This is a genomic window from Erythrobacter sp. SDW2 (genome assembly GCF_021431965.1).
Classification (GTDB): Bacteria; Pseudomonadota; Alphaproteobacteria; order Sphingomonadales; family Sphingomonadaceae; genus Parerythrobacter.
The window spans coordinates 1,424,266-1,445,159 of the sequence record NZ_CP090370.1; the positions used below are offsets into that span (position 1 = coordinate 1,424,266).

17 protein-coding genes are annotated in these 20,894 nt (G+C 63.1%); 11 read left to right on the plus strand and 6 right to left on the minus strand.

The genetic code is table 11. The annotated features are described in order from the left end of the window. Positions 1–166: 166 nt before the first annotated feature. The gene (locus tag LY632_RS07000) at positions 167–838 is read left to right on the plus strand and encodes an outer membrane protein (RefSeq protein WP_234093090.1); all 672 of its coding nucleotides are present in this window, start codon (positions 167–169) and stop codon (positions 836–838) included. A 67-nt stretch (positions 839–905) separates the two neighbouring features. Here the strand turns inward: LY632_RS07000 and LY632_RS07005 are convergent, their stop codons facing one another. Genes LY632_RS07005 through LY632_RS07015 form a run of 3 tightly spaced genes read right to left on the minus strand, consistent with a single transcriptional unit; the run spans position 906 to position 3,826 of the window. Further along, on the minus strand, positions 906–1,391 hold the full coding sequence (locus LY632_RS07005) for a hypothetical protein (RefSeq protein WP_234093092.1): 486 nt from the start codon (positions 1,389–1,391) through the stop codon (positions 906–908). Continuing rightward, positions 1,384–1,863 (minus strand): transcription elongation factor GreB, encoded by a 480-nt coding sequence (gene greB / locus LY632_RS07010; RefSeq protein ID WP_234093094.1) that lies wholly within the window; start codon positions 1,861–1,863, stop codon positions 1,384–1,386. Before greB ends, LY632_RS07005 begins: the two co-directional genes overlap by 8 nt. Positions 1,864–1,873: 10 nt before the next feature. Next, positions 1,874–3,826, minus strand: coding sequence for a lytic transglycosylase domain-containing protein (locus tag LY632_RS07015; protein WP_234093096.1), 1,953 nt, complete (start codon positions 3,824–3,826; stop codon positions 1,874–1,876). A 98-nt stretch (positions 3,827–3,924) separates the two neighbouring features. Here LY632_RS07015 and dapA point away from each other — a divergent pair, with 98 nt between their 5' ends. The 10 genes from dapA (at position 3,925) to alaS (ending at position 17,205) form a co-directional block, all read left to right on the plus strand. Further along, positions 3,925–4,806 carry a 4-hydroxy-tetrahydrodipicolinate synthase gene (gene dapA, locus LY632_RS07020; protein ID WP_234093098.1) on the plus strand — a complete coding sequence of 294 codons (882 nt, stop codon included), beginning with the start codon at positions 3,925–3,927 and terminating at the stop codon, positions 4,804–4,806. Positions 4,807–5,118: 312 nt separating this feature from the next. After that, positions 5,119–5,265, plus strand: coding sequence for a hypothetical protein (locus tag LY632_RS07025; protein ID WP_234093099.1), 147 nt, complete (start codon positions 5,119–5,121; stop codon positions 5,263–5,265). A gap of 183 nt (positions 5,266–5,448) precedes the next feature. Next, the gene (smpB, locus tag LY632_RS07030; protein WP_234093100.1) at positions 5,449–5,931 is read left to right on the plus strand and encodes an SsrA-binding protein SmpB; all 483 of its coding nucleotides are present in this window, start codon (positions 5,449–5,451) and stop codon (positions 5,929–5,931) included. A 189-nt stretch (positions 5,932–6,120) separates the two neighbouring features. Beyond that, the gene (locus tag LY632_RS07035) at positions 6,121–6,657 is read left to right on the plus strand and encodes a DUF2062 domain-containing protein (protein ID WP_234093175.1); all 537 of its coding nucleotides are present in this window, start codon (positions 6,121–6,123) and stop codon (positions 6,655–6,657) included. After that, the gene (locus LY632_RS07040) at positions 6,654–9,098 is read left to right on the plus strand and encodes a response regulator (RefSeq protein ID WP_234093102.1); all 2,445 of its coding nucleotides are present in this window, start codon (positions 6,654–6,656) and stop codon (positions 9,096–9,098) included. The genes LY632_RS07035 and LY632_RS07040 overlap by 4 nt, the downstream gene beginning before the upstream one ends. A gap of 70 nt (positions 9,099–9,168) precedes the next feature. After that, a complete protein-coding gene (locus LY632_RS07045; protein ID WP_234093104.1) occupies positions 9,169–10,650 on the plus strand; it encodes a DUF4139 domain-containing protein in 1,482 nt (493 codons plus the stop codon). A gap of 11 nt (positions 10,651–10,661) precedes the next feature. Then, positions 10,662–12,302, plus strand: coding sequence for a DUF4139 domain-containing protein (locus LY632_RS07050; RefSeq protein WP_234093105.1), 1,641 nt, complete (start codon positions 10,662–10,664; stop codon positions 12,300–12,302). 118 nt (positions 12,303–12,420) lie between these two features. Further along, positions 12,421–13,479: a recombinase RecA gene (gene recA, locus LY632_RS07055; RefSeq protein WP_234093106.1), complete on the plus strand. Its 1,059-nt coding sequence runs from the start codon at positions 12,421–12,423 to the stop codon at positions 13,477–13,479. A 123-nt stretch (positions 13,480–13,602) separates the two neighbouring features. Then, entirely contained in the window at positions 13,603–14,475 is an 873-nt protein-coding gene (locus LY632_RS07060) for a trans-aconitate 2-methyltransferase (protein ID WP_234093107.1), read from the plus strand. 69 nt (positions 14,476–14,544) lie between these two features. After that, a complete protein-coding gene (gene alaS, locus LY632_RS07065; protein WP_234093108.1) occupies positions 14,545–17,205 on the plus strand; it encodes an alanine--tRNA ligase in 2,661 nt (886 codons plus the stop codon). A gap of 2 nt (positions 17,206–17,207) precedes the next feature. On the opposite strand, the gene LY632_RS07070 is transcribed toward alaS, so the two are convergent. Genes LY632_RS07070 through LY632_RS07080 form a run of 3 tightly spaced genes read right to left on the minus strand, consistent with a single transcriptional unit; the run spans position 17,208 to position 20,889 of the window. Next, positions 17,208–17,390, minus strand: coding sequence for a hypothetical protein (locus tag LY632_RS07070; protein ID WP_234093110.1), 183 nt, complete (start codon positions 17,388–17,390; stop codon positions 17,208–17,210). 53 nt (positions 17,391–17,443) lie between these two features. Next, complete coding sequence (locus LY632_RS07075) at positions 17,444–19,207, minus strand: cation:proton antiporter (protein ID WP_234093114.1); 1,764 nt, start codon at positions 19,205–19,207, stop codon at positions 17,444–17,446. A gap of 47 nt (positions 19,208–19,254) precedes the next feature. Then, the gene (locus tag LY632_RS07080; protein ID WP_234093116.1) at positions 19,255–20,889 is read right to left on the minus strand and encodes a bifunctional GNAT family N-acetyltransferase/carbon-nitrogen hydrolase family protein; all 1,635 of its coding nucleotides are present in this window, start codon (positions 20,887–20,889) and stop codon (positions 19,255–19,257) included. Positions 20,890–20,894 lie beyond the last annotated feature (5 nt).

Here is a 20,894-nt window from a genome sequence, read left to right on the forward strand (position 1 = left end):
TGACGGGTTCCCCCATTTCATCGCTCTGGACATGCGATTGGGCGCAACAATGTTACATGAATGCAACATTTTCTTGTTGTGTAAGGTTCATGAAACTTCGCCTGCTCCGAGCCATTGGATAGGTCTCCGCAGGCACGACCTGCGCAAAACGGAACTGGAGCTAACCATGAAAAACACAGTCGCAACACTCCTTGCAGGTACTTTCGTCACCGCCGCCAGCCCGGCGTTGGCACAGTCGGTCGAGGACGAATCGCCGTTCACCGGCCTTCGTGCCCAAGCCGTTGCCGGTTATGACAGCACCCGGGCAGGCAGCACCGTCGATGACGATGCTAACCAGGACAACGACCAGTCGGCCGAAGGTGCCCTGTATGGTGCGGCAGTCGGATACGATATCGACCTGGGTTCGGTCGTGATCGGTCCCGAAGCCGAATTCACCTGGTCGAGCGCGAAGACCGAGTTCGACGCGGGCGATTTCGAAGGCTTCGGCTTCGGCAATGTGTCGGCCGACCGCGACCTTTACCTCGGCGCCCGCATCGGGACGCAGGTTGGCGATAGGGCGCTGGCCTACGTCAAGGGCGGCTACAGCAACGCCAAATACAACATTCGCTCCAACGACGGGACGACGGAGTTCGACAATGACTACGACGTCGACGGTTGGCGTCTGGGTGCGGGGGTGGAGTATGCCTTCAGCCAGAACATGTTCGTCAACGCCGAGTATCGCTACTCCAACTACTCGGAGGCTGAAGTCGATTTCGACGATACGCTCCCCGATAGTGAGCGCTTTGGTGTCGACCTCGATCGCCATCAGGTCGTGGTTGGTGTCGGCGTGCGCTTCTAACTTTTTTTCAGGCAATCATTGCTGCGGCCGGGATACGTCCCGGTCGCAGTTTCGCGAGGGGTGCCGACTATTTCCCGGCGCAGGCCACTGTCGCCGCGTCCATGGCCGTAGCGGCACCCTTCAGGTCATAGGTGTTGGAAAAGCGGGTGCCGCGTTTGTCTGTGGCACCGATTGTCATCCGCCCTGCGGAACGCATCGCCGCCACAATTGCCGCATCCATGGCCTTGTCCAGCGCCCAGGCATCGCCGCCGCCGCCGGCCAAAGTGAAGCGGTTGCCGCCGACGTTGAGATTGATGGGACGGTCGCTTCTGATTTCGCGCGATAGGCGGAAATGCACTTGCCCGCGTATCTTCCGCCGTGGCCAGGTTCCCACCGTGGCATAGGGCTCGTAATCGCGGGAGAGCTTGCTCGGGGCCGCCTTGGCGATGGCGTAACAACGCGGCACTGCGGGATCGCGAAACGCGCCCCAGTTGCCGTACACGCCGAGCGAGTCCCTGGCCAGGATCGGCGTGGCAAACGTCAAAAGGGCAAGAAGGGTGAGCGGCTTACGCATAGCGGATAGCCAGCACCTCCCACTCCTTCTCCCCCGAGGGAAGCCGAACGCTGCGCAAATCCCCCACTGCGGCACCTTTCAGCGCGCGGGCCATCGGGCTCGACCAGCCGATCTTGCCGGCGGATGCGTCCTGTTCGTCATCCCCCACCAACGTAACCACTTTCTCCTCGTCGTCCTCGTCGGCCAGCGTCACCGTGGCGCCGAAAAAGGCCCTGTCCTTGTCGGGCTGTTCGGCGGGATCGATCACCCGGGCGTGCTTCATCCGCCGTGCTAGATGGGCGAGCTCGCGGTCGATCTCACGCATGCGCTTGCGGCCATAGAGATAGTCGCCGTTTTCGCTGCGGTCGCCATTGCCGGCGGCCCAGCTGACGATCTCGACGATTTCCGGCCGTTCCTTACCCAACAGATGATCATAGCGCGCCTTGAGCGCGGCATAGCCCCCCGGGGTAATGGGATATGACGGTGCGCTCACGGCAGGCTCCCTAGCGCAGGAAGTCCCCTGCCGTTCGCGGGCGCCCCGTTGCAGTGCTTTCGGGATAGAGATGCTCATAGACCGCAGCATTCTCGATTACCCGCTGGACATAGTTCTTGGTCTCGAAGATCGGGATCTTCTCGATCCAGGTTACCCAGTCGATCGAGCCGGTGCGCGGATCGCCATTGGCGCGCAGCCACTTGTTCACATTGCCCGGCCCCGCGTTGTAGGCTGCAACGGCCAGCGGGTAGCTGCCGCCGTAATAATCGAGCATGCGCTGGAAATAGCCATTTCCGAGCTGCACGTTATAGCTCGGGCTCTCGATCAGGTCCGCGCTGAGGTATTGCATCCCCAGCTTGCCAGCCTGCTCCCTGGCGGTGCCTGGCATCAGCTGCATCAGGCCGCGCGCGCCGGCATGGCTGATGGCATTCTGCGCGAACTGGCTTTCCTGGCGGGTGATGGCATGGACGAAAGTGAAATCGACCCCGGGCGGCAATTGCAGGCGGGGGAAGCCCTGCGCCACGAACTGGTCGAGTCCGTCGGCTCCAGCCGCCTCGGCCACGTTGACCGCAAGGTCGCGTCGCCCGATCTCGCGGGCCAGGTCGACCCGCAGCAAGTGCTCTTCGGGCGTCTGGGCGGAATTGGCGATCTCGCGATAGAACTGGATCCCGGTGCGCCATGGTGCGTCGCGCGCAACCTCGCGCACGGCCTTGGTCAGGGTCGCATCGTTGAAAGCTGCGCGTTGTTCGAATGTGGGCTCGCCGACAGGCTTGCCCGCGAGCGATGGAACCGGGCGGCCAAGCTTGGCGAGGGCCAGCTGGCCATAGAAGCGGTCGGCGTAGGCCGCCGCCTCGGCATAATACCGCTCCGCATCGGCTGCGTTCCCGGCGCGCTGGGCAGCGAGGCCTGCCCAGTAGAAACCCTTGGAACGGGTCTGCGGGGTCTGTGCCGCCGCGCCATAGCGATAGAACAGGGGAGCAGCGCGGGTGCCATCGCCGAGGTTCCACAACGCATTGGTGCCGCCCAGCCACATCAGCGAAGTGTAGTCGTCGCGCAGCTTGTAGGCCTGCGTGCTGATATCCGTACCCGGCGAAAACAGGTCATCGACCATGCTCGCAATCCGGACCGACGGATCGGAACCGGCGCTTCGTGCCACGCGCAGCATCTCGCCCACCATGACTTCGGGATCGAAGGCAGGCGCATCGAAGCGCTGGCGATTGGCCAGCAGGTCGATCGCCTGCGGCACATTGCCACTGGTCCGGTAATGGCGCGCAAGATTGTAGGTATAGCCCGCGTCGCGCCCGGCCTCTGCCGGCGTCGAAAGACCCTGGCTGGCGGGGAGGGCACCCTGCACGATCGCCAGTCGCGCCATGAACAGGTCGCGCTTGGCAGTCGAGACATAGTTCATTTGCCGCACGGCACCCGCGCCATCGCGCTGCCACAGCAGCGCGTCCATTCGCGCGTCGTGATCGTCTGGCGTCAGCCGCGCGCCATAGAGGCCCACCAGATAGACCTCCGAAGGACCGCTCATGGTCCCACCCCGCCATGCGCTGCGAGCGACGGTCCAGGCGTCTTCCCGCCCGAGCGAGGCCAGCGCCAGCGCATAACGCGCCCGCGCCGGATTTGTCAGCGGCGGATGGCGGTCGAAGAAAGCAACGAGCCGCTCGGCCCCGATGGCTTCTTCGCCGAGCGATTCCTCTGCCCGGACACGCAGTTTCTCGGCTTGCGGGAAGTCGGGGTAGGCGAGCAGGAAGCCGGCGTAGTCGTCGAACGGCAGTCCGTCGCGGCCGACGAGATATTCCCACCGCGCGATAACGCTCGCCATCTGGCTCGGCTGTTGCGCCACCAGCTCGGCACGGGCGCGATCCCAGCTTGCGGGGTCGGCGGCCATGACAGGGGGCACGATGGAAGTGAGCGCGACGAGCGAAATGGCGAGAAACGGCTTGCGGGTCATGCTGGACATCCTGTCCCATGTCTCCTTATCAGGCACTGAACGGAAAAACCGCGCGATCATGCGGCGAAATTACGTGATTCTCTTGGTTCAAGAAAGGACCGATAACAATGTTTTCCGGCTCGATTCCGGCTCTGGTGACTCCTTTTCGCGACGGGACGTTTGACGAAGCCGCATTCCGTCGGCTGGTCGACTGGCAAATCGACAATGGTTCGAGCGCGCTGGTTCCCTGCGGCACGACCGGCGAAGCTTCGACATTGAGCAATGCCGAGCATCACCGCGTGATCGAGGTTTGCATCGAACAGGCTGCCGGACGCGTGCCGGTGATCGCCGGTTGCGGCAGCAACGATACCCGCAACGCGCTGCTGCACATGAACTTCTCGAAGAAGGCCGGGGCCGCTGCGGGGCTCTGCGTAGCGCCCTACTACAACCGCCCCAGCCAGGCCGGGCTCATCGCCCATTTCAGCTTCCTGGCGGAAAACAGCGATTTGCCGATCGTTCTTTACAACGTCCCCGCGCGTACGGTGACCGACATTCTCGATGATACGGTGGTCGAACTGGTCCAAAAGTATCCTGATCGGATCATCGCCATCAAGGATGCGAGTGGCGATCTGTCGCGCGTGGCGGACCACCGCATGGGGATCGGGCGCGATTTCTGCCAGCTATCGGGCAATGACGAGCTGTGGCTGCCGCATTCGGCGGCGGGCGGCAAGGGGTGTATCTCGGTCACCGCCAATGTCGCGCCGGCGCTGTGCGCCGAGTTCCACCAAGCCATCGCCGCCAACGAGCTGCAGAAGGCGCGCGAGCTCAACGACCGGTTGTTCCCGCTGCACTACGCCATGTTCAGCGACGCCAGCCCGGCGCCGGTCAAATACGCGCTGAGCCGGGTCCACGACTGGCTGCGTCCGGAAGTGCGCCTGCCGCTGGTCGCGGCTAGCGACGCATCGAAGCGGGCGGTGGACGAGGCGCTGGAGATCGCCGGATTGGTGTGACGGCTTGGCGCTGGATGCGAAGAGGGGAAACTGTCCGCATCAACATCTTGCCCGAAGCTGTGATCACCGCCCTGCGCGAGCGCATCGCCGACCGCTCGCGCAGGCATTTCCGCCGCCCGGGGGAAAGGCTCGGTGCGTTCGAGAAGCCACAGGACGGCGCCCGGCTGATGGACGAAAGTCCCTTTGGTGATGGCGATGCCTTCCGCGCCATTCGCGACAAGATGGCCGAACGGGAAGATCCCGAACCGACCTTCGGGCTACACCGGCGAAATGGACTGGCCGGCAAGTCTACTGCCGCTCACCATGCACGATGTGGGCATGACCTCGTACGATCTCGACACCGGGCATATCGTCACCTTCGACGAACATAGGTACGACCATGACATTGCCATCGAGGAGGCATTCGCTGTGGCGCATCTGTCACTGGCCGAATTCCTGCTCGATTGGGTGGAGGGCTGAACTTACCCTGCGAGCGTGGGACTGATTTTCGCGCCTTGCCCGCCCATGGCGCAGATCACTGCTCCACAGGCTTCTTGAAGAAGCGCAGGAAGGATGCAAAGCAGCGCTTGGCATGACGCCCGTCTTGGTTCGGCGCAGCTGTACTTGCCTGTCGGTAAGCCACCGCCTATATGCGCCCACCTTATGGCACGCCCCAAGCCCGAGACCTTCGACAAGCACAAAACCGTCGCCGAGAACCGGCGCGCGCGGTTCGATTATGCTGTCGAGGACAAGTTCGAGGCGGGGCTCGCCTTGCAGGGCACTGAAGTGAAGGCGCTGCGGGCAGGGGAGGCAACCATTGCCGACAGTTATGCCGAGATCCGCGACGGGCAGGCCTGGCTGATCAACGCCAATATCCCCGAATACAGCCACGGCAACCGGCTCAACCACGAACCGAAGCGGCCGCGCAAGCTGTTGCTCCATGCGCGCGAGATCGAGCGGCTGCTGGGTGCGGTCGAACGCAAGGGCATGACCCTTATCCCCCTCAGCATCTATTTCAACAAGACCGGCCGGGCCAAGGTCGAACTCGGCCTCGCCAAAGGTCGCCAGTCGCAGGACAAGCGCCAGTACATCAAGGATCGCGACTGGAAGCGCGACAAGGCCCGCATACTGCGCGAAAAGGGATAATTCCTTTCCGGGTGATTCACCCTCTGGCTATCCTTCGCGTGCTACCCATATCGCAACAAGAGCACACCCGGCGGGAAACCGCCGTTCCTGCGCTTGCGATCGGCAAAGGGTAAGCGCATGGGCACCGAAGAGACGATGAGCGGCAACAAGACCTTTCTGGCGGACCTGATCCGGCGCTGGCTTCCGGCCATGCCCTCGCGCGAGGAGATGGCGGCAAACAAGTATCTCGCGCCAATCGCCCACCGCTTCCTCAGCCCGGAGCTGTGGCGCTTTACCCGACGCTCGGTCCCGCGCGGCGTCGCGCTTGGACTGTTCTGCGGCTTTATCATTCCCATCGGGCAGATCTTCCTCGCGGCGTTCCTGGCGCTTCCGGCACGCGCAAATGTGCCGCTGGCGGCGCTTGTGACGTTCGTTACCAATCCGCTGACACTGCCGTTCTGGTTGGTCGTGGCGAAGGAAACGGGCGAGCTGGTTCTCAACATCGACGTTGCCATGGGCGTCGGTGCGGCGGAGAAGCTGGCCGCCGATGGCGGGTGGTTGGCTGTGGGCATGGAACTGGCGGGTATCACCGCTTTCGGCTTCTTCGTTTTGGCGGTGACCAGCGCCGCCCTGGGCTATGTCCTGTCGGGCTGGATGTGGCGCTTTATCGTGCACCGCAAGCGCGTGCGTCGCCTCAGGCAGATGGAAAAGCGGTTGAACCAGCGGCTGGAGGCCGATCACGGATGACTCCGGCTGGCGCTGAAGAGCAGGGGGGCGGCGTTTCCATATTCTGGGCCGGACTGGGCCTGGCCCTTGTCGCAAGTATCGTCGCGGTCTGGCTGGTCAGCGACCTGCCCTTGCTGGCGCTGGCTTATGCAGGTGGTCTCGCAACGCTGCTGGCGCTGGCCGTCGCCCTTTCGAAGGCGCGTCCGGCGGCAAGGACCGACACTTTGGCGCCACCTGACTGGTCGGTAACAGTGTCCGCGATCGAGCGGCCCGACATGGCCGTTGCCATCACCGACCGCGCCAATCGGCTGGTTTGCGCCAGTGCACTGTTTGCCGACCAGTTCGGCGTCGCCAAGGCACCGCCAAACCTGCAGGTCGACGGCCCCTCGCTCGAAGCGCTGACCCGGCTTGCTCGCGAGGCGTGGCGCGATGGTTCGGCAACTGTCGAGCGGGTCCAGAGCGGGGATGGAGCGCGCTGTTGGCGGGTTCAGGCCGAGCGGGCCGGGCGGGGCGACGACTACCTGGTTTGGCGTCTGCGCTCATTGGCCATCGAGGATGCCGCTGACAGCTATGCGGCGCAGATTGCCGGTGACCTTGGCGCTATGCTTTCTCGTGCAGGAATTGAAGCGGCTATTGTCGGACCCGACGGGATTATCCGTGCCGCCGGTCCTGGCTTTGCCGAGCGTGCGGCAGGGGATCGCAAGGCGACCCTGGCAGGTCAGGAGTTCGTCAATCATTTGCGCAGTGACGACCAGGACCGGATCTACTTTGCCCGCGAGGGCAAACGCGGGACACCGCATGCCTTGATTCACGTCCCCCTCAACGATCTATCCGATCCCAAAGGTGCCGGTGCGGACGAGGCACTTTCGCTGATGCTTCTGCTGGAACCGGGCGCTGCCATTGGCGGTGGCGATGAAGCGGGCGGAGCCAATGCGACACCGCAGCTCGAAGCCCTGATCGGCGCACTCCCGCTGGGCCTTGCGATGACGGATCGCGACGGGCGCTTCCTCTTCGCCAATGGTGCCTTCCTGCGCGCTATCGACCGTGAGGGGCAGGGGTTGCCGCAATATCCGAGTGATCTTGCCGTCAAGGAAGACAAGGGCGCGCTGGCAGATGCGGTCCGCCGTTATGCCAAGGGTCCCGTCATGAGCGGGGACATGGCTGTGCGCTTGCGCGCCAATCCGGAGGAGCCGGTTTTGCTTGGCCTTGCCGGTGTAAGGGGGTTGGGCGATGCCGCCGTGCTTCTCAGTCTTGCCGACAGTTCGGAAGAAACGAAGCTCAAGCGACAGGTGGCGCAGGCGACCAAGATGCAGGCCGTTGGTCAACTTGCGGGCGGGGTGGCACATGACTTCAACAACGTGCTCACCGCCATCATCGGCTATTGCGATCTCATGCTATTGCGTCACACGCCGGGCGACAGCGATTATGACGATATCCAGCAGATCCTGGCCAACTCCAACCGCGCCGCCAGCCTGACCCGGCAATTGCTCGCCTTCAGCCGCCAGCAGACCTTGCGGCCTGAAGTGCTCCAGCTTCCCGATGTCGTGAGCGAGGTAAACCAGTTGCTCAAGCGGCTGGTGGGCGAGAAGATCGAGTTTACTGTCCGACATGATCGCGATCTCGGCCCGGTGCGCGCAGATCCTCGCCAACTCGAACAGGTGATCATCAATCTGGCAGTCAATGCGCGCGATGCGATCCAGTCTTCGGGCAAAGGCAAGGGCAAGCTGTCGATGGCGACCCGTCGCGTTACGGCGCGCGATGTCCGCTCGATGGGTTCGGAGATCCTGCCTGCCGGCGACTATACCGCGTTGATCGTGCAGGATACCGGTGGCGGCATCCCGGATGATGTGCTGCCCAAGATTTTCGAACCGTTCTTCACCACCAAGGAACTGGGCAAGGGCACCGGTCTTGGCCTTTCGACGGTCTACGGCATCGTCAAGCAATCGGGCGGGTTCATCTTCGCCGACAACATCACGGGCATGGACGGGCGGCCAACGGGTGCGCGCTTCACGATCTATTTGCCAGTGCATCATGGTGAAGTTCAGGCCGGGGAACACAAAGATAAGGCCGTCGCGCCCTCCAGCAGCTGGTCCGGCGGCGGCCGGGTGCTGCTGGTGGAGGATGAGGACATGGTCCGCGCCGTGGCGGAACGTGCCCTGGTCCGCGCCGGCTACGCCGTGACAACCTGCGCCGATGGCGAGGAAGGCCTCGCGGCCATCGCGAACGGCGGCGATTTCGACCTTGTCGTATCCGATGTCGTCATGCCCGGCATGGACGGGCCTGCCATGGCCCGGGCAATCCGCAATGTCGCCCCCAAGATGCCGTTCCTGTTCATGTCGGGCTACGCCGAAGAGCAGTTGCGCAAGGACATCGATATCGACAACATGCATTTCATCGCTAAACCTTTCAGCGTACAGCAAATTTCGCAGAAGGTTGGCGAAGTGATGGCAACCGCGAAATGATACATAGTTACATTCATCTGCGGTAAATCCGGCGAGGTCAGATTGCCGGTGACCGATTGGGGAGGGCCTGATGAAATTTCCGCTTCGTACCGCTGCCGTTTGCATGGTCGCCCTGGCGACCGGCGCCCTGGCCCAGTCAGCGACAGACGAGACCGCCCAGGGCGATGTCTCGATCACCATCTACAACAATGATATCGCTCTGGTGCAGGATATCCGGCAACTGCCGATTGCCAATGGCCGCAGCCGCATCGAGTTTCCCGACGTATCTGCCCGCATCCGGCCTGAAACGCTCAGCTTCAATGCCGCCGACACCACCATTATCGAACAGAATTTCGACTTCGACCTGCTGACCCCGCAGAAGATGATGGAGAAGGCCGTCGGTCAGACGGTCACGCTCGTCCGGACCAATCCTGCGACAGGCGCGGAAACGCGCGAGCGGGCCGAGGTGCTGTCCACCACCGGCGGCGTGGTGATCAGGATCGGTGACCGGATCGAAGTGCTGCGTGACGACGGCCTGCCCGTGCGCGTGGTGTTCGACCGGGTGCCGCCCAACCTGCGCGCCCGGCCGACACTGTCGGTCAATGTCGATTCGACCAGCGCCGGCACGCGCCCGGCGCAGATCCGCTACCTCACTGCCGGGCTCGGCTGGAGTGCGGACTATGTGGCATTGTATGACGAGGCCAAGGGCACCATCGACATGCAGGGCTGGGTCACGCTGACCAATGCCACCGGCACGACCTTCACCCAGGCCGATACGCTGCTGGTCGCCGGGAGCCCGGGGCAGGGCGGCTATGCCCGAAGTGCCTTCAGCCCGGGCACGACCCGCGCCGGAACCGAGGCTGCCGACCGCGAACAGCTGGGCGATTTCTACCTCTATCCGATCGATGGACGGACCACGATTGCCAACAACCAGACCAAGCAGGTCAGCTTCCTTGACGTGCAGGGTGTGACCGCGCGCAAGGTCTATGCCCGCACCATCGGTTGGCAACAAAGCGACAGCAATCCCGTCAATGTCACCACGGCCATCAGCTTCTCGTCCAGCCGCGAAGGCGGGCTGGGCGACGCGCTGCCTGCCGGAACCGTGCGCTTCTATCAGCGCGACAGCCAGGGCTCGCCCCAGTTCATTGGCGAAAACTACATCGGCCACACCCCGATGGGCAGCCAGCTGAGCCTCACCACCGGCGATGCCTTCGATGTCTTCGTCAAGGCCGAGGTCGAGAAGCGGGAGGAAATCACCTCGTCCGAATGGGAGAAGAGCGCGCGCTACCGCGTGATCCGCGACGGTGAGGTGCAGGAAGAGGTCGAAGTCGAAAGGCCCAAGAAGTTCTACCGCACGACCATGCGTTACACCCTCACCAACGCCAAGGCTGCGCCGGTCGAGGTCGATCTGACTGCCACCGGCCTGTTCCGCGGCTGGTGGAGCGACGATTACCGGATCGTGCGCGAGGACATCCCGGGCGAGCAGCTCAACTGGGACAGCCGCAAATGGATCGTGCCCGTGCCCGCCGAGGGAGAACGGGTGATCCGGGTCACCTACGAAACCCGTTACTGAGGGCACAGGTGATGCGGCGCATCGCCTCTTTCCTGGCGGCCCTGGCGGCATTGCTGCCGGTGACCCCGCTCGCCGCGCGCGAGGTGGTCGAAGCCTCGGCCCCGCGCGAAGTGGCGGTGACGATCTATCGCGACCCCAACCGGGGCGAGGGCGACGCGATGGATATCCAGTTTCCGAACGGCTTCGCGATGATCAGCGAAACCCGCCGGGTGCGCTTGCCGGCGGGCGAATCGACCATCCTGTTCAGCGGTGTGGCCGAAGGCATGGTGGCGGTCACTGCCATCGTCACCGGCCTGCCCGGCGGTACGATCGAGAAGAACCGCAATGCCGACCTGCTCAGCCCCGCGGCGCTGGTCGACGGAACTTTGGGCAACCGGGTGCGCATCACCCGCTTCAATCCCGTCACCGGCAAGTCGGCCAGCGAGCAGGCCACCATTCGCACACGGGCCGATGGCGGGCTGGTGCTCCAGACCGCGAGCGGCTTCGAGGCCGTGCGCTGTTCGGGCCTGCCGGAGAAGCTGACTTTCCCCGATGTTCCGACCGGGCTCAGCGCGCAGCCGGTGTTCTCGATCGATACCAATAGCCCGCGCGGCGGGACCTATACGGTGACGCTCACCTACCTTGCCTCGGGCTTCGATTGGCAGGCGCATTATGTCGGCACTGTTAAGGAGCAGGGCGAGCGCGGCAAGGTGACGCTGGGCCTGCTGAGCTGGCTGACCCTGCTCAACGACAACGGTCAGAGCTTCGAAAATGCCGAACTGATGGCGGTGGCCGGACGGTTGAGCGTGGTGAGCGACTTCGAGGGCCTGTCCGAGCCGCCCGAAGGCCGTCCGCTGGAGCTGTCCTGCTTCCCGATCGGCAGCACTGCGGCCGGTTCGCCGGTGCCTTACTACCCGCCGACATATCTCGATGATTACGGCATCCCGATGTACACCACGGTGGATGGCGTGATCATGGTGACAGCATCGCGTGTGCCAGCGCCACCATCACCGGTGATGTCTGCCCCTGCACCCGTCATGGCGATGGAGGCCATCGAAGAGCAGCTCGGCGATCTCAAGCTCTATCGCGTCCCCGCGCCGGTGACTGTCAACGCCAAGGGGCTGAAGCAGGTCGCTTTCCTCAACAAGGAGGAGGTCGACGGCACATTGCTCTACGGCGCGCGCTGCGCTTTCGGTACTGGCGCACCGCTGTTCGCGCAGGAGAAATGGCAGCTTGGCCCGACCGCCCTGTTTTTCGAGACCAAGAACGACGAAAAGCATGGCTTGGGGGTGGCGCTGCCAACCGGCGGGATCACGCTGTTCGAACCTTCGCCGCGCGGTGACCTGCTGCTGGCCGAGGAATGGCTACGCGATTATGCCAAGGGGCAGGATGTCGAGATCGACATGGGCCTGAGCGAACTGGTCCGGGGCGCCTGCGGCCGCGAACAGGCACTGCCCTATGGTTCGCGTGAGTGGGAAAGCGTCGGGGCCCGGCTCAGCAATGCCAGGCGTGAGCCGGTGATGGTGCGTGTCTATGCCGGCAGCGAAGCCTACCAGGAAGCGGAGCAGGACGGCGCGCCGCTCAAGGTCAAGAACGGCAGCTACTACATCGATGTCGAAGTGCCGGCTGAGGGCACGCGCGAAGTTCGCTGGCGGATGCGTCAGCGGGGTTAGATCCGTTCCGGACAAAAAATCTTGTTCCACTCTTGTTCTTGAGAACAAATGTGGTACATGCACCTTCAACAGTTGATAGGCGAATGGGCGCCGGTGGCAACTGACGGAGGTGTGTGACATGGCGGCGGAACTGAAACTGGTAGACAAGGAATCCAACGTGGACCGTCAGAAGGCGCTTGACGCAGCACTCGCCCAGATCGACCGCGCCTTCGGCAAGGGGTCGGCGATGAAGCTGGGCTCGAAGGAAGCGATGAATGTCGAGGCGATCTCCACCGGCTCTTTGGGGCTCGATATCGCCCTTGGTATCGGCGGTCTGCCCAAGGGGCGCGTGATCGAAGTCTATGGTCCGGAAAGCTCGGGCAAGACCACGCTGGCACTGCATGTCATTGCCGAAGCGCAGAAGAACGGCGGCACTGCCGCTTTCGTCGATGCCGAACACGCGCTCGACCCGGTCTATGCCAAGAAGCTCGGTGTCGACATCGACGAGCTGATCGTATCGCAGCCCGACACTGGCGAGCAGGCACTCGAGATTACCGATACGCTGGTGCGCTCCAATGCGATCGACGTGCTGGTGGTCGATTCGGTCGCCGCGCTGGTGCCGCGCGCCGAAATCGAAGGCGAGATGGGCGACAGCCATGTCGGCCTGCAGGCCCGCCTCATGAGCCAGTCGCTGCGCAAGCTGACCGGCTCGATCAACCGTTCGAAGTGCATGGTGATCTTCATCAACCAGCTGCGCATGAAGATCGGGGTGATGTACGGCAATCCGGAAACCACCACCGGCGGCAATGCGCTCAAGTTCTACGCTTCGGTCCGGCTCGACATCCGCCGCACCGGCCAGATCAAGGATCGCGACGAAGTCGTCGGCAACACCACCCGCGTTAAGGTGGTGAAGAACAAGGTCGCCCCCCCGTTCAAGCAGGTCGAATTCGACATCATGTATGGCGAGGGGATCTCAAAGATCGGCGAAATCCTGGACCTTGGCGTCAAGGCCGGGGTGGTCGAAAAGTCGGGCAGCTGGTTCAGCTATGACAGCATCCGCATCGGCCAGGGCCGCGAAAACGCCAAGCAGTTTCTGAAGGAAAATACCGAACTTTGCGACAAGCTCGAAGCCGCCATTCGCGGCAAAACCGAGGAGGTCGCCGGGGAGATGATGGCTGGTCCTGACGCGGAGGACTGAGACTCGCTTCCCAAGGGGTGCCGCTGCCGTTTCAAGCACCCGCACACATGGAATGCCGGCACGGATGCTCCGATATCCGTGCCGGCTTTTCCGTTGCGGCGACCATAACCGCCACTTGCGCCCTTGCCTTGGCGCGCTATCGCCAACGGGACCAACCGGGTGGAGATCAACGCAGTGACCGATAAGGCAGCATGGCAGGGGCAGGTCGGCAGCACTTGGGCGGCCCAATGGGCCCGCACCGATCGCAGTTTTACGGGCCTGACCGACAAACTTCTTGGCCGCGCCAGCGCGCGCCGCTTCCAGCGTGCGCTGGATATCGGCTGCGGTGCCGGGGAACTGTCCCTGGCTCTTGGCCGTGGCCATCCACACGCGCAAATCATTGGTGTCGATGTCAGCGGAGAACTCGTAGCGACCGCTCGCCAGCGCGGAGGGCATCTTTCGAATGTCTCGTTCGAGCTTGATGATGCTGCCACGTGGCAGAAGCCGGACTACCTGCCCGAATTGCTGGTCTCGCGCCACGGCGTGATGTTCTTCGACGATCCGGTCGGCGCCTTTGTTCACCTCCACACCATTGCCGCTCCGGCGGCAAGCCTGGTTTTCAGTTGCTTTCGTTCGCTCGCGGAGAATTCGTGGGCCAGCGAAACATTGGCGCTGCTTCCACCGGGTACCAACGCACCGTCCGATCCCTATGCACCGGGCCCCTTCGCTTTCGCCGATGCAACCCGCGTCGAACGTATCCTTGATCGTGCGGGGTGGCAGGATATTGCCTTCGAACTGGTCGATTTCGCTTTCGTGGTCGGATCCGGAGATGAACCGGTTGAAGACGCGATGAGCTATTTTGCGGTTATCGGCCCGGTGGCTCGCGGCGCGGCATCGCTCGACGAGGAGAACAAGATGGCGTTCCGCCATCGCCTTCGTCGCTACCTTGAGCTCCATGCGAGCGGCTCGATCATTGCGCTCAAAGCCGCTGCGTGGATTGTAACCGCCCGGCGCTAGGGGCATTCACCGCACTTGAGGCCCGATTCCCCGCTTGTCGCGCGGGCCGCAAGCCCCTAACTCGCGGCCATGTATTCGACCAACGACATCCGCCGCGCATTCCTCGATTTTTTCGGCGCCAACGAACACCATATCGCGCCGAGCGCACCGCTCGTGCCGTACAATGATCCGACGCTGATGTTCGTTGCGGCCGGAATGGTTCCGTTCAAGAACGTCTTCACCGGACTTGAAAGCCCGCCCGCGCCGCGCGCTGCTTCGAGCCAGAAGTGCGTTAGGGCAGGGGGCAAGCACAACGATCTCGATAACGTTGGCTATACCGCGCGCCACCTGACGTTCTTCGAGATGCTCGGCAACTTCAGCTTCGGGGATTATTTCAAGGAACGCGCGATCGAGCTGGCGTGGAACCTGATTACCAAGGAGTTGGGTCTCGATCGGGACCGGTTGCTGGTCACGGTCTATCACACCGACGACCAGGCCCATCAACTGTGGCGCAAGATTGCTGGCCTGCCCGATGACCGCATCATCCGTATCGCCACCAAGGACAATTTCTGGGCTGCTGGCCCCGACGGCCCGTGCGGACCGTGTTCCGAAATCTTCTACGATTATGGCCCTTCCGTTGCGGGTGGCCCGCCGGGTTCGCCCGACGAAGACGGGGACCGTTTCGTCGAGATCTGGAACCTGGTGTTCATGCAGCATTTGCAGGCGGGCGACGAAATTGTCGGTGATCTGCCGCGGCCCAGCATCGATACCGGCATGGGCCTCGAACGCATCGCCAGCGTGATGCAAGGCCAGCAGAATGTGTTCGAAATCGATACGTTCCGGACACTGATCGAGGCAAGCGAAGCGCTGGTTGGGGCAGCTGCGGACGAAGAATCCATCGCGAGCCATCGCGTCATCGCCGATCACCTGCGTTCCACCAGTTTCCTGATGGCCGATGGAGTCCTACCGTCGAACGAGGGGCGCGGATATGTCCTGCGCCGGATCATGCGGCGTGCCATGCGCCACGCACACCTGCTCGGTGCCAAGGAACCGCTGATGCACCGTCTCGTCCCTGCCCTGGTGACAGAGATGGGGCAGGCCTATCCCGAACTGGTGCGCGGACAGCCGCTTATCACCGAAACGCTTGAGCGCGAGGAGACCCGCTTCCGCCAGACGCTGGAAAAGGGCCTGCGACTGCTTGACGATGCCACCGGCGACATGGGCGAGGGCGACACGCTCGACGGCGAGACTGCCTTCAAGCTCTACGACACCTACGGCTTTCCCTATGATTTGACCGAAGACGCACTGCGTTCACGTGGAATCACGGTTGACGATGCCGGCTTCGAGTCTGCCATGGCGCGCCAGAAGGCTGCCGCTCGTGCCGCGTGGAAGGGATCAGGCCAGGCCGCCGATAGCGAGGTGTGGTTCGACATCGCGGAACGCGAAGGCGCGACCGAGTTCACCGGGTACACCTCGACCACTGGCGAAGGCCGCGTGGTGGCACTGGTGAAGGACGGTGCCGAGGTCGACAGCGCCAAGGCAGGTGATGAAGTCATCATCCTCACCAACCAGACGCCGTTCTATGGCGAAAGCGGCGGCCAGACGGGCGATACCGGCACCATGTCTGCTCCCTCAGGCGTGAAGGTCCGGGTCACGGACACCGGCAAGCCGCTCGGCCGACTGCACACACATTCGGCGGTGATCGAGACTGGTGAAGTGCGCAAGGGCGACACGCTGCACCTCGACGTCGATGTCGCGCGGCGAGATCGGGTCCGGGCTAACCACTCGGCGACTCACCTCGTCCACGCTGCGTTGCGCAACCGCCTTGGCGAGCATGTGACGCAGAAGGGTTCGCTGGTGGCGGAAGACAAGCTGCGCTTCGACTTCTCGCATCCCAAGCCGCTCAGCGACGATGATATCATCGCGATCGAAGCCGAAGTGAACGCGGAGATCCGTGCCAACGAGGCAGTTACGACCCGCCTGATGACCCCGGACGATGCCGTGGCGGCAGGGGCGCTGGCGCTGTTCGGCGAAAAATATGGCGACGAAGTGCGCGTGCTCAGCATGGGCCGCAAGGGCGGGGAAGGGCGCAACTATTCGGTCGAACTGTGTGGCGGAACCCATGTCCGCGCGACGGGCGATATCCAGCTGTTCCGGATCGTCTCGGAAAGTGCGGTGAGTTCAGGCGTTCGACGCATAGAGGCGCTTACCGGCGATGCGGCGCGCCAGTGGCTCGTTTGCCGCGAGGAAGCACTCAAGGCTGCAGCAGGTGCATTGCGGACCAATCCCGAAGATGTGGCCGACCGCGTCGCTGCGCTGCTCGATGAACGCAAGCAACTTGAACGCGAGCTTGCCGAGGCGAAGAAGCAACTCGCGCTTGGCGGGGGGGGCATTGCTACAGGCCCGCAGGACGAGACCGTCGGCGAAGTCACCTTTAACGGGCAAGTGTTACACGGGCTCGATCCCAAGGACCTGCGCGGCCTGCTCGATGAAGCGAAAAAGCGTATCGGTAGCGGTGTCGCCGCTATCTGTGCGGTGAATGAAGGCAAGGCTGCCTTCGCGGCGGCGGTGACCGATGACCTGACCGCACGCTTCAGCGCGGTAGATCTTGTCCGCGCGGGTGTCGAGGTGCTTGGTGGAAAAGGCGGCGGTGGACGGCCAGACATGGCGCAGGGTGGTGGCCCTGACGGCTCGAAAGCGGACGACGCCATCGCGGCTGTGCGCGCGATCTTGGCCAGGGTTGACGCCTGACTTCAGGCGCCAGGCGTCTTCTTCGTCACCCCATCCGATCCGTTTTCGATATCGTACCCTTCGGTATCGGCGGGCCTACCGCGTTTGTCGGTGGGGGCTAGGTCCTTGAGCGGCCCCTTTACGTTCTGCGGCTTGAACTTTTCATCATTGGGTGTGGGCTTGGTCGGGTCTTTTGTATCGGACATGGGGAACTCCTTCCCTTGACCAACGCGCAAAACGGTCAATGGGTTCGAGAATCTCAGCTTTGGATCGTGCTGGTGCGAAGCTTGGGCTTCTCGGCCAGCCCCGCGTCTTGCTGGATCTGGTCGCGGAATTCGTCGCGCTTGGCGTGGATCGAGGCGAGCACAGGTCCTATCGGCACACCGATATCGGCCAATACGGCTTCGGAGAGCTGGAGCGAGCTTTCCAGTGTTTCCGGTACCGCGTGGCTCGCGCCCGCACGATAGAGGTCGGCGGCATGCTGGCTGTCGCGCGCGCGGGCAACAATCAGTAGATTCGGGTGCGCTTTGCGCAATTTGGCCGTCAACCGTTCGACCAGCACGGGTTCGTCCATGGTCAGGACAACCGCCGGTGAAGTTTCAACCCCTAGGCGGCTGAGCGCCTCACCCCGCGCGGCATCCCCGAACACAGCCCGGTATCCCTGACGGCGAGCATCCATGATCAGGTCGGCATCACTGTCCACTGCGACATAGGCGCGCTTGTGGGCCTTGAGCATATCGGCGACCAGCATGCCGACGCGACCCACCCCGACGACGATGACCCGAGGATCGTCCTGCGCTTCATTGTCGTCGATTTCCGGAACAGGTTCGACGCGGCGCCCGATCGCCCGGCCGAGTTTTGCCAGCAGCGGAGTGATGGTCAGGCCTATGGCGGTCACGATCTGCCAGAATTGCAATGTGCCGGGTTGGATCAGCATGGCGGATCCGGCGGCGGACAGGATGATCAGCGTCGTTTCCGATGGGCTGGCCATCAGGATGCCGGTTTCAGCGGCCGTCGAACGGCGCGCGCCCATCAACCGCAGCAGGATTCCCGTGACCAGTGCCTTGAACACCAGCACCAGCAGCACAGCGACCGCTATGGGCCAGAAGTTCTCCCAGATGCTCATCAGGTCGATGCTCATCCCGACGGTGATCAGGAACACGCCGAGCGCCAGGCCCTTGAAGGGCTCCATGATCGATTCGACTTCGGAGTGGTAGTCGGTCTCGGCGATCAGCAGCCCGGCAATGAGTGCGCCGACGATGGGCGAGAGGCCCGTGACAGCGGTTGCGAGGCTGGCGCCGATGACCACCAGCAGTGATGCAGCGAGAAACAACTCCGGACTCTTGGTACGTGCTGCCTGTGCAAAGAGCCGGGGAAGGGCGAAGCGCCCGAGCACCAGCAGAATAGCGATGACCAACCCACCCTGCCACAGGGTCCGCAGCATGCCGGCCCAGCCCTCGTTTTCGGCATATGGTGCCAGCGCGCCGAGGATGAAGATGATCGGGACGATCATGATGTCCTCGAACAGCAGCATGGAGAGCGCGGCGCGCCCCACCGGCGTCTTGGTGCCGGAAATCGGCAGCACAATGGCGGTAGAGGAGAAGGCGAGGGCAAAGCCGAGCGCCAGTGCCCCGGTCCAGTATTGCCCCATCATCGCCAGCACGGCCGCGATGCAGGAACCAATCACCAGCACTTCCATCGCGCCCAGCCCGAACACCAGCTTGCGCAAAGTCCACAACCGTTTGAAAGACAGTTCCAGCCCGATGGCGAACAGCAGCAGGATGATCCCGAACTCGGCAAAGGGTGCCAGGCCCTCCGGGTCCGATATCGTTACATATTGAAGCCAGTCATACTCATAGACGAGCGCGCCTAGACCGAAAGGTCCGACCAGCACGCCAATCAGGATGAAACCGATAACCGGGGTGATGCGGAATCGCGTGAATGTCGGAATGACGATCCCCGCCGCGCCAAGGATCACCAGCGCATCGGACAATACGGGGGAAAGGCTCAGTTCACCGGCCATGAGGCGACTATAGCGGATTGGCGGGAGAGGTCACGCGCACGACGCCCCTATCCCCCGCGACCGCCGTGCGGTCCGGTGGAAGGCGCATCTCCGCTTTCGCCAATCCGTGCACTGACCTGGCCGACGCGCTTGTCCCATTCGATGCGGTAAAGATCGAAGCGCCGATCGGCGAGGTTCTGGACGGTGCCTTCGGCTCTCGCCCAACTTAGGTCAGCGAGGTTGACGTCGCTGATGGTCAGCGTCTCGACATTCTCGCTCGCCTCGGCCGCGATCCCGTCGCGCGCAAACGGGAAATCGCACGGCGTTAGGATGCAGCTTTGGGCATACTGGATGTCCATGTTGGCGACATTGGGCAGATTCCCGACATTACCGCTCATCACGACATAGCACTGGTTCTCGATAGCCCGGGCCTGCGCGCAATAGCGCACACGCATATACCCTTGCCTGCTGTCGGTGCAGAACGGTACGAAAATGATCCGCGCACCCTCGTCGACCAGCCGACGAGCGAGTTCGGGAAACTCGCTATCGTAGCAAATCAGGACGCCAATAGGGCCGCAATCGGTTTGGATTGCATCGATGCTGTCACCGCCCTTGATGTTCCACCAATAGGCTTCGTTGGGGGTAGGGTGGATCTTCTCCTGCGCGTGGACCGACCCGTCGCGCAGACAGACATAGGCAACATTGTGGATGTCGCCATCTTCCATCCGTGTCGGGTGGCTGCCGCCGATGATGTTGATGTTGAACTGCAGCGCCATCTCGGACAGCCGCTTGCGGATACGCGGGGTGTAGCGGCTGAGCGCTTCGATGGCTTCGACGCTGCTCAGTTCCTTTTCCTCGGCAGAGAGCAGCATCAGCGTGAACAATTCGGGGAAGACGATGAAGTCTGCCTCGTAATCCGCCGCCACATCGACGAAATATTCGATCTGGCGGATGAATTCCTCGAAATCCTTCACTGCGCGCGCCTGCAGCTGGCAGGTTGCGATGCGGACACTTTCGACCCCGCGCGGCAGGCGATGCTTGGGCGGAGCATCACTATCGACATAGGGATTGCGCCAGACCATTTTCACCGCGTTCGCCTTGGACGGCTTGTCCTCGGGCAGGTATCCTTCGAGAATGCCCATCGGCTCGAACCCGTTGGCGAGCTGGAAGCGCAGCACGGGGTCGTGGATCTTCCCGTCGAGCACCATCTGCAAGTATTCCTGCGGACTCTCGGCCCTGTTGCGCTTGCGGCGGAGCGCTCGGGCATAGCCGGGCATGCGCCCGCCGAAAACGATGCCGGTCAGGTCGAGCCGCTCTGCCAACGCCCGGCGTTCCTCGTAGAGTCGCCGCCCGATCCGGGTCCCGCGCACATTGGGATCGACGCACATCTCGTAGCCATACAGCCAGTCGCCGGTCGGATCGTGGCGACTGCCGAAACCGTTGCCGGTAACCTCGTCCCAGGTCAGGTCGGCCAGAGCGACCCGCTCGTCGAGCCGCATGGTGGCGCAATAACCGACCAGCGTGCCGTCGAGCTTGGCGATGAAGCAGCCTTCAGGATAATTGTTCAGCTGTCCGCGGATTTCGCCGTGGGTGTAGGCGGGCAGTTCGTCATAAGCGCGGCGAACCAGGTCGGCGATAGCGCGCACATCCTTTGGCTTGGCCGGCCGGATTTCGAGGCGCGCTTTGGTACGGGTGTCGGTCATTGCGT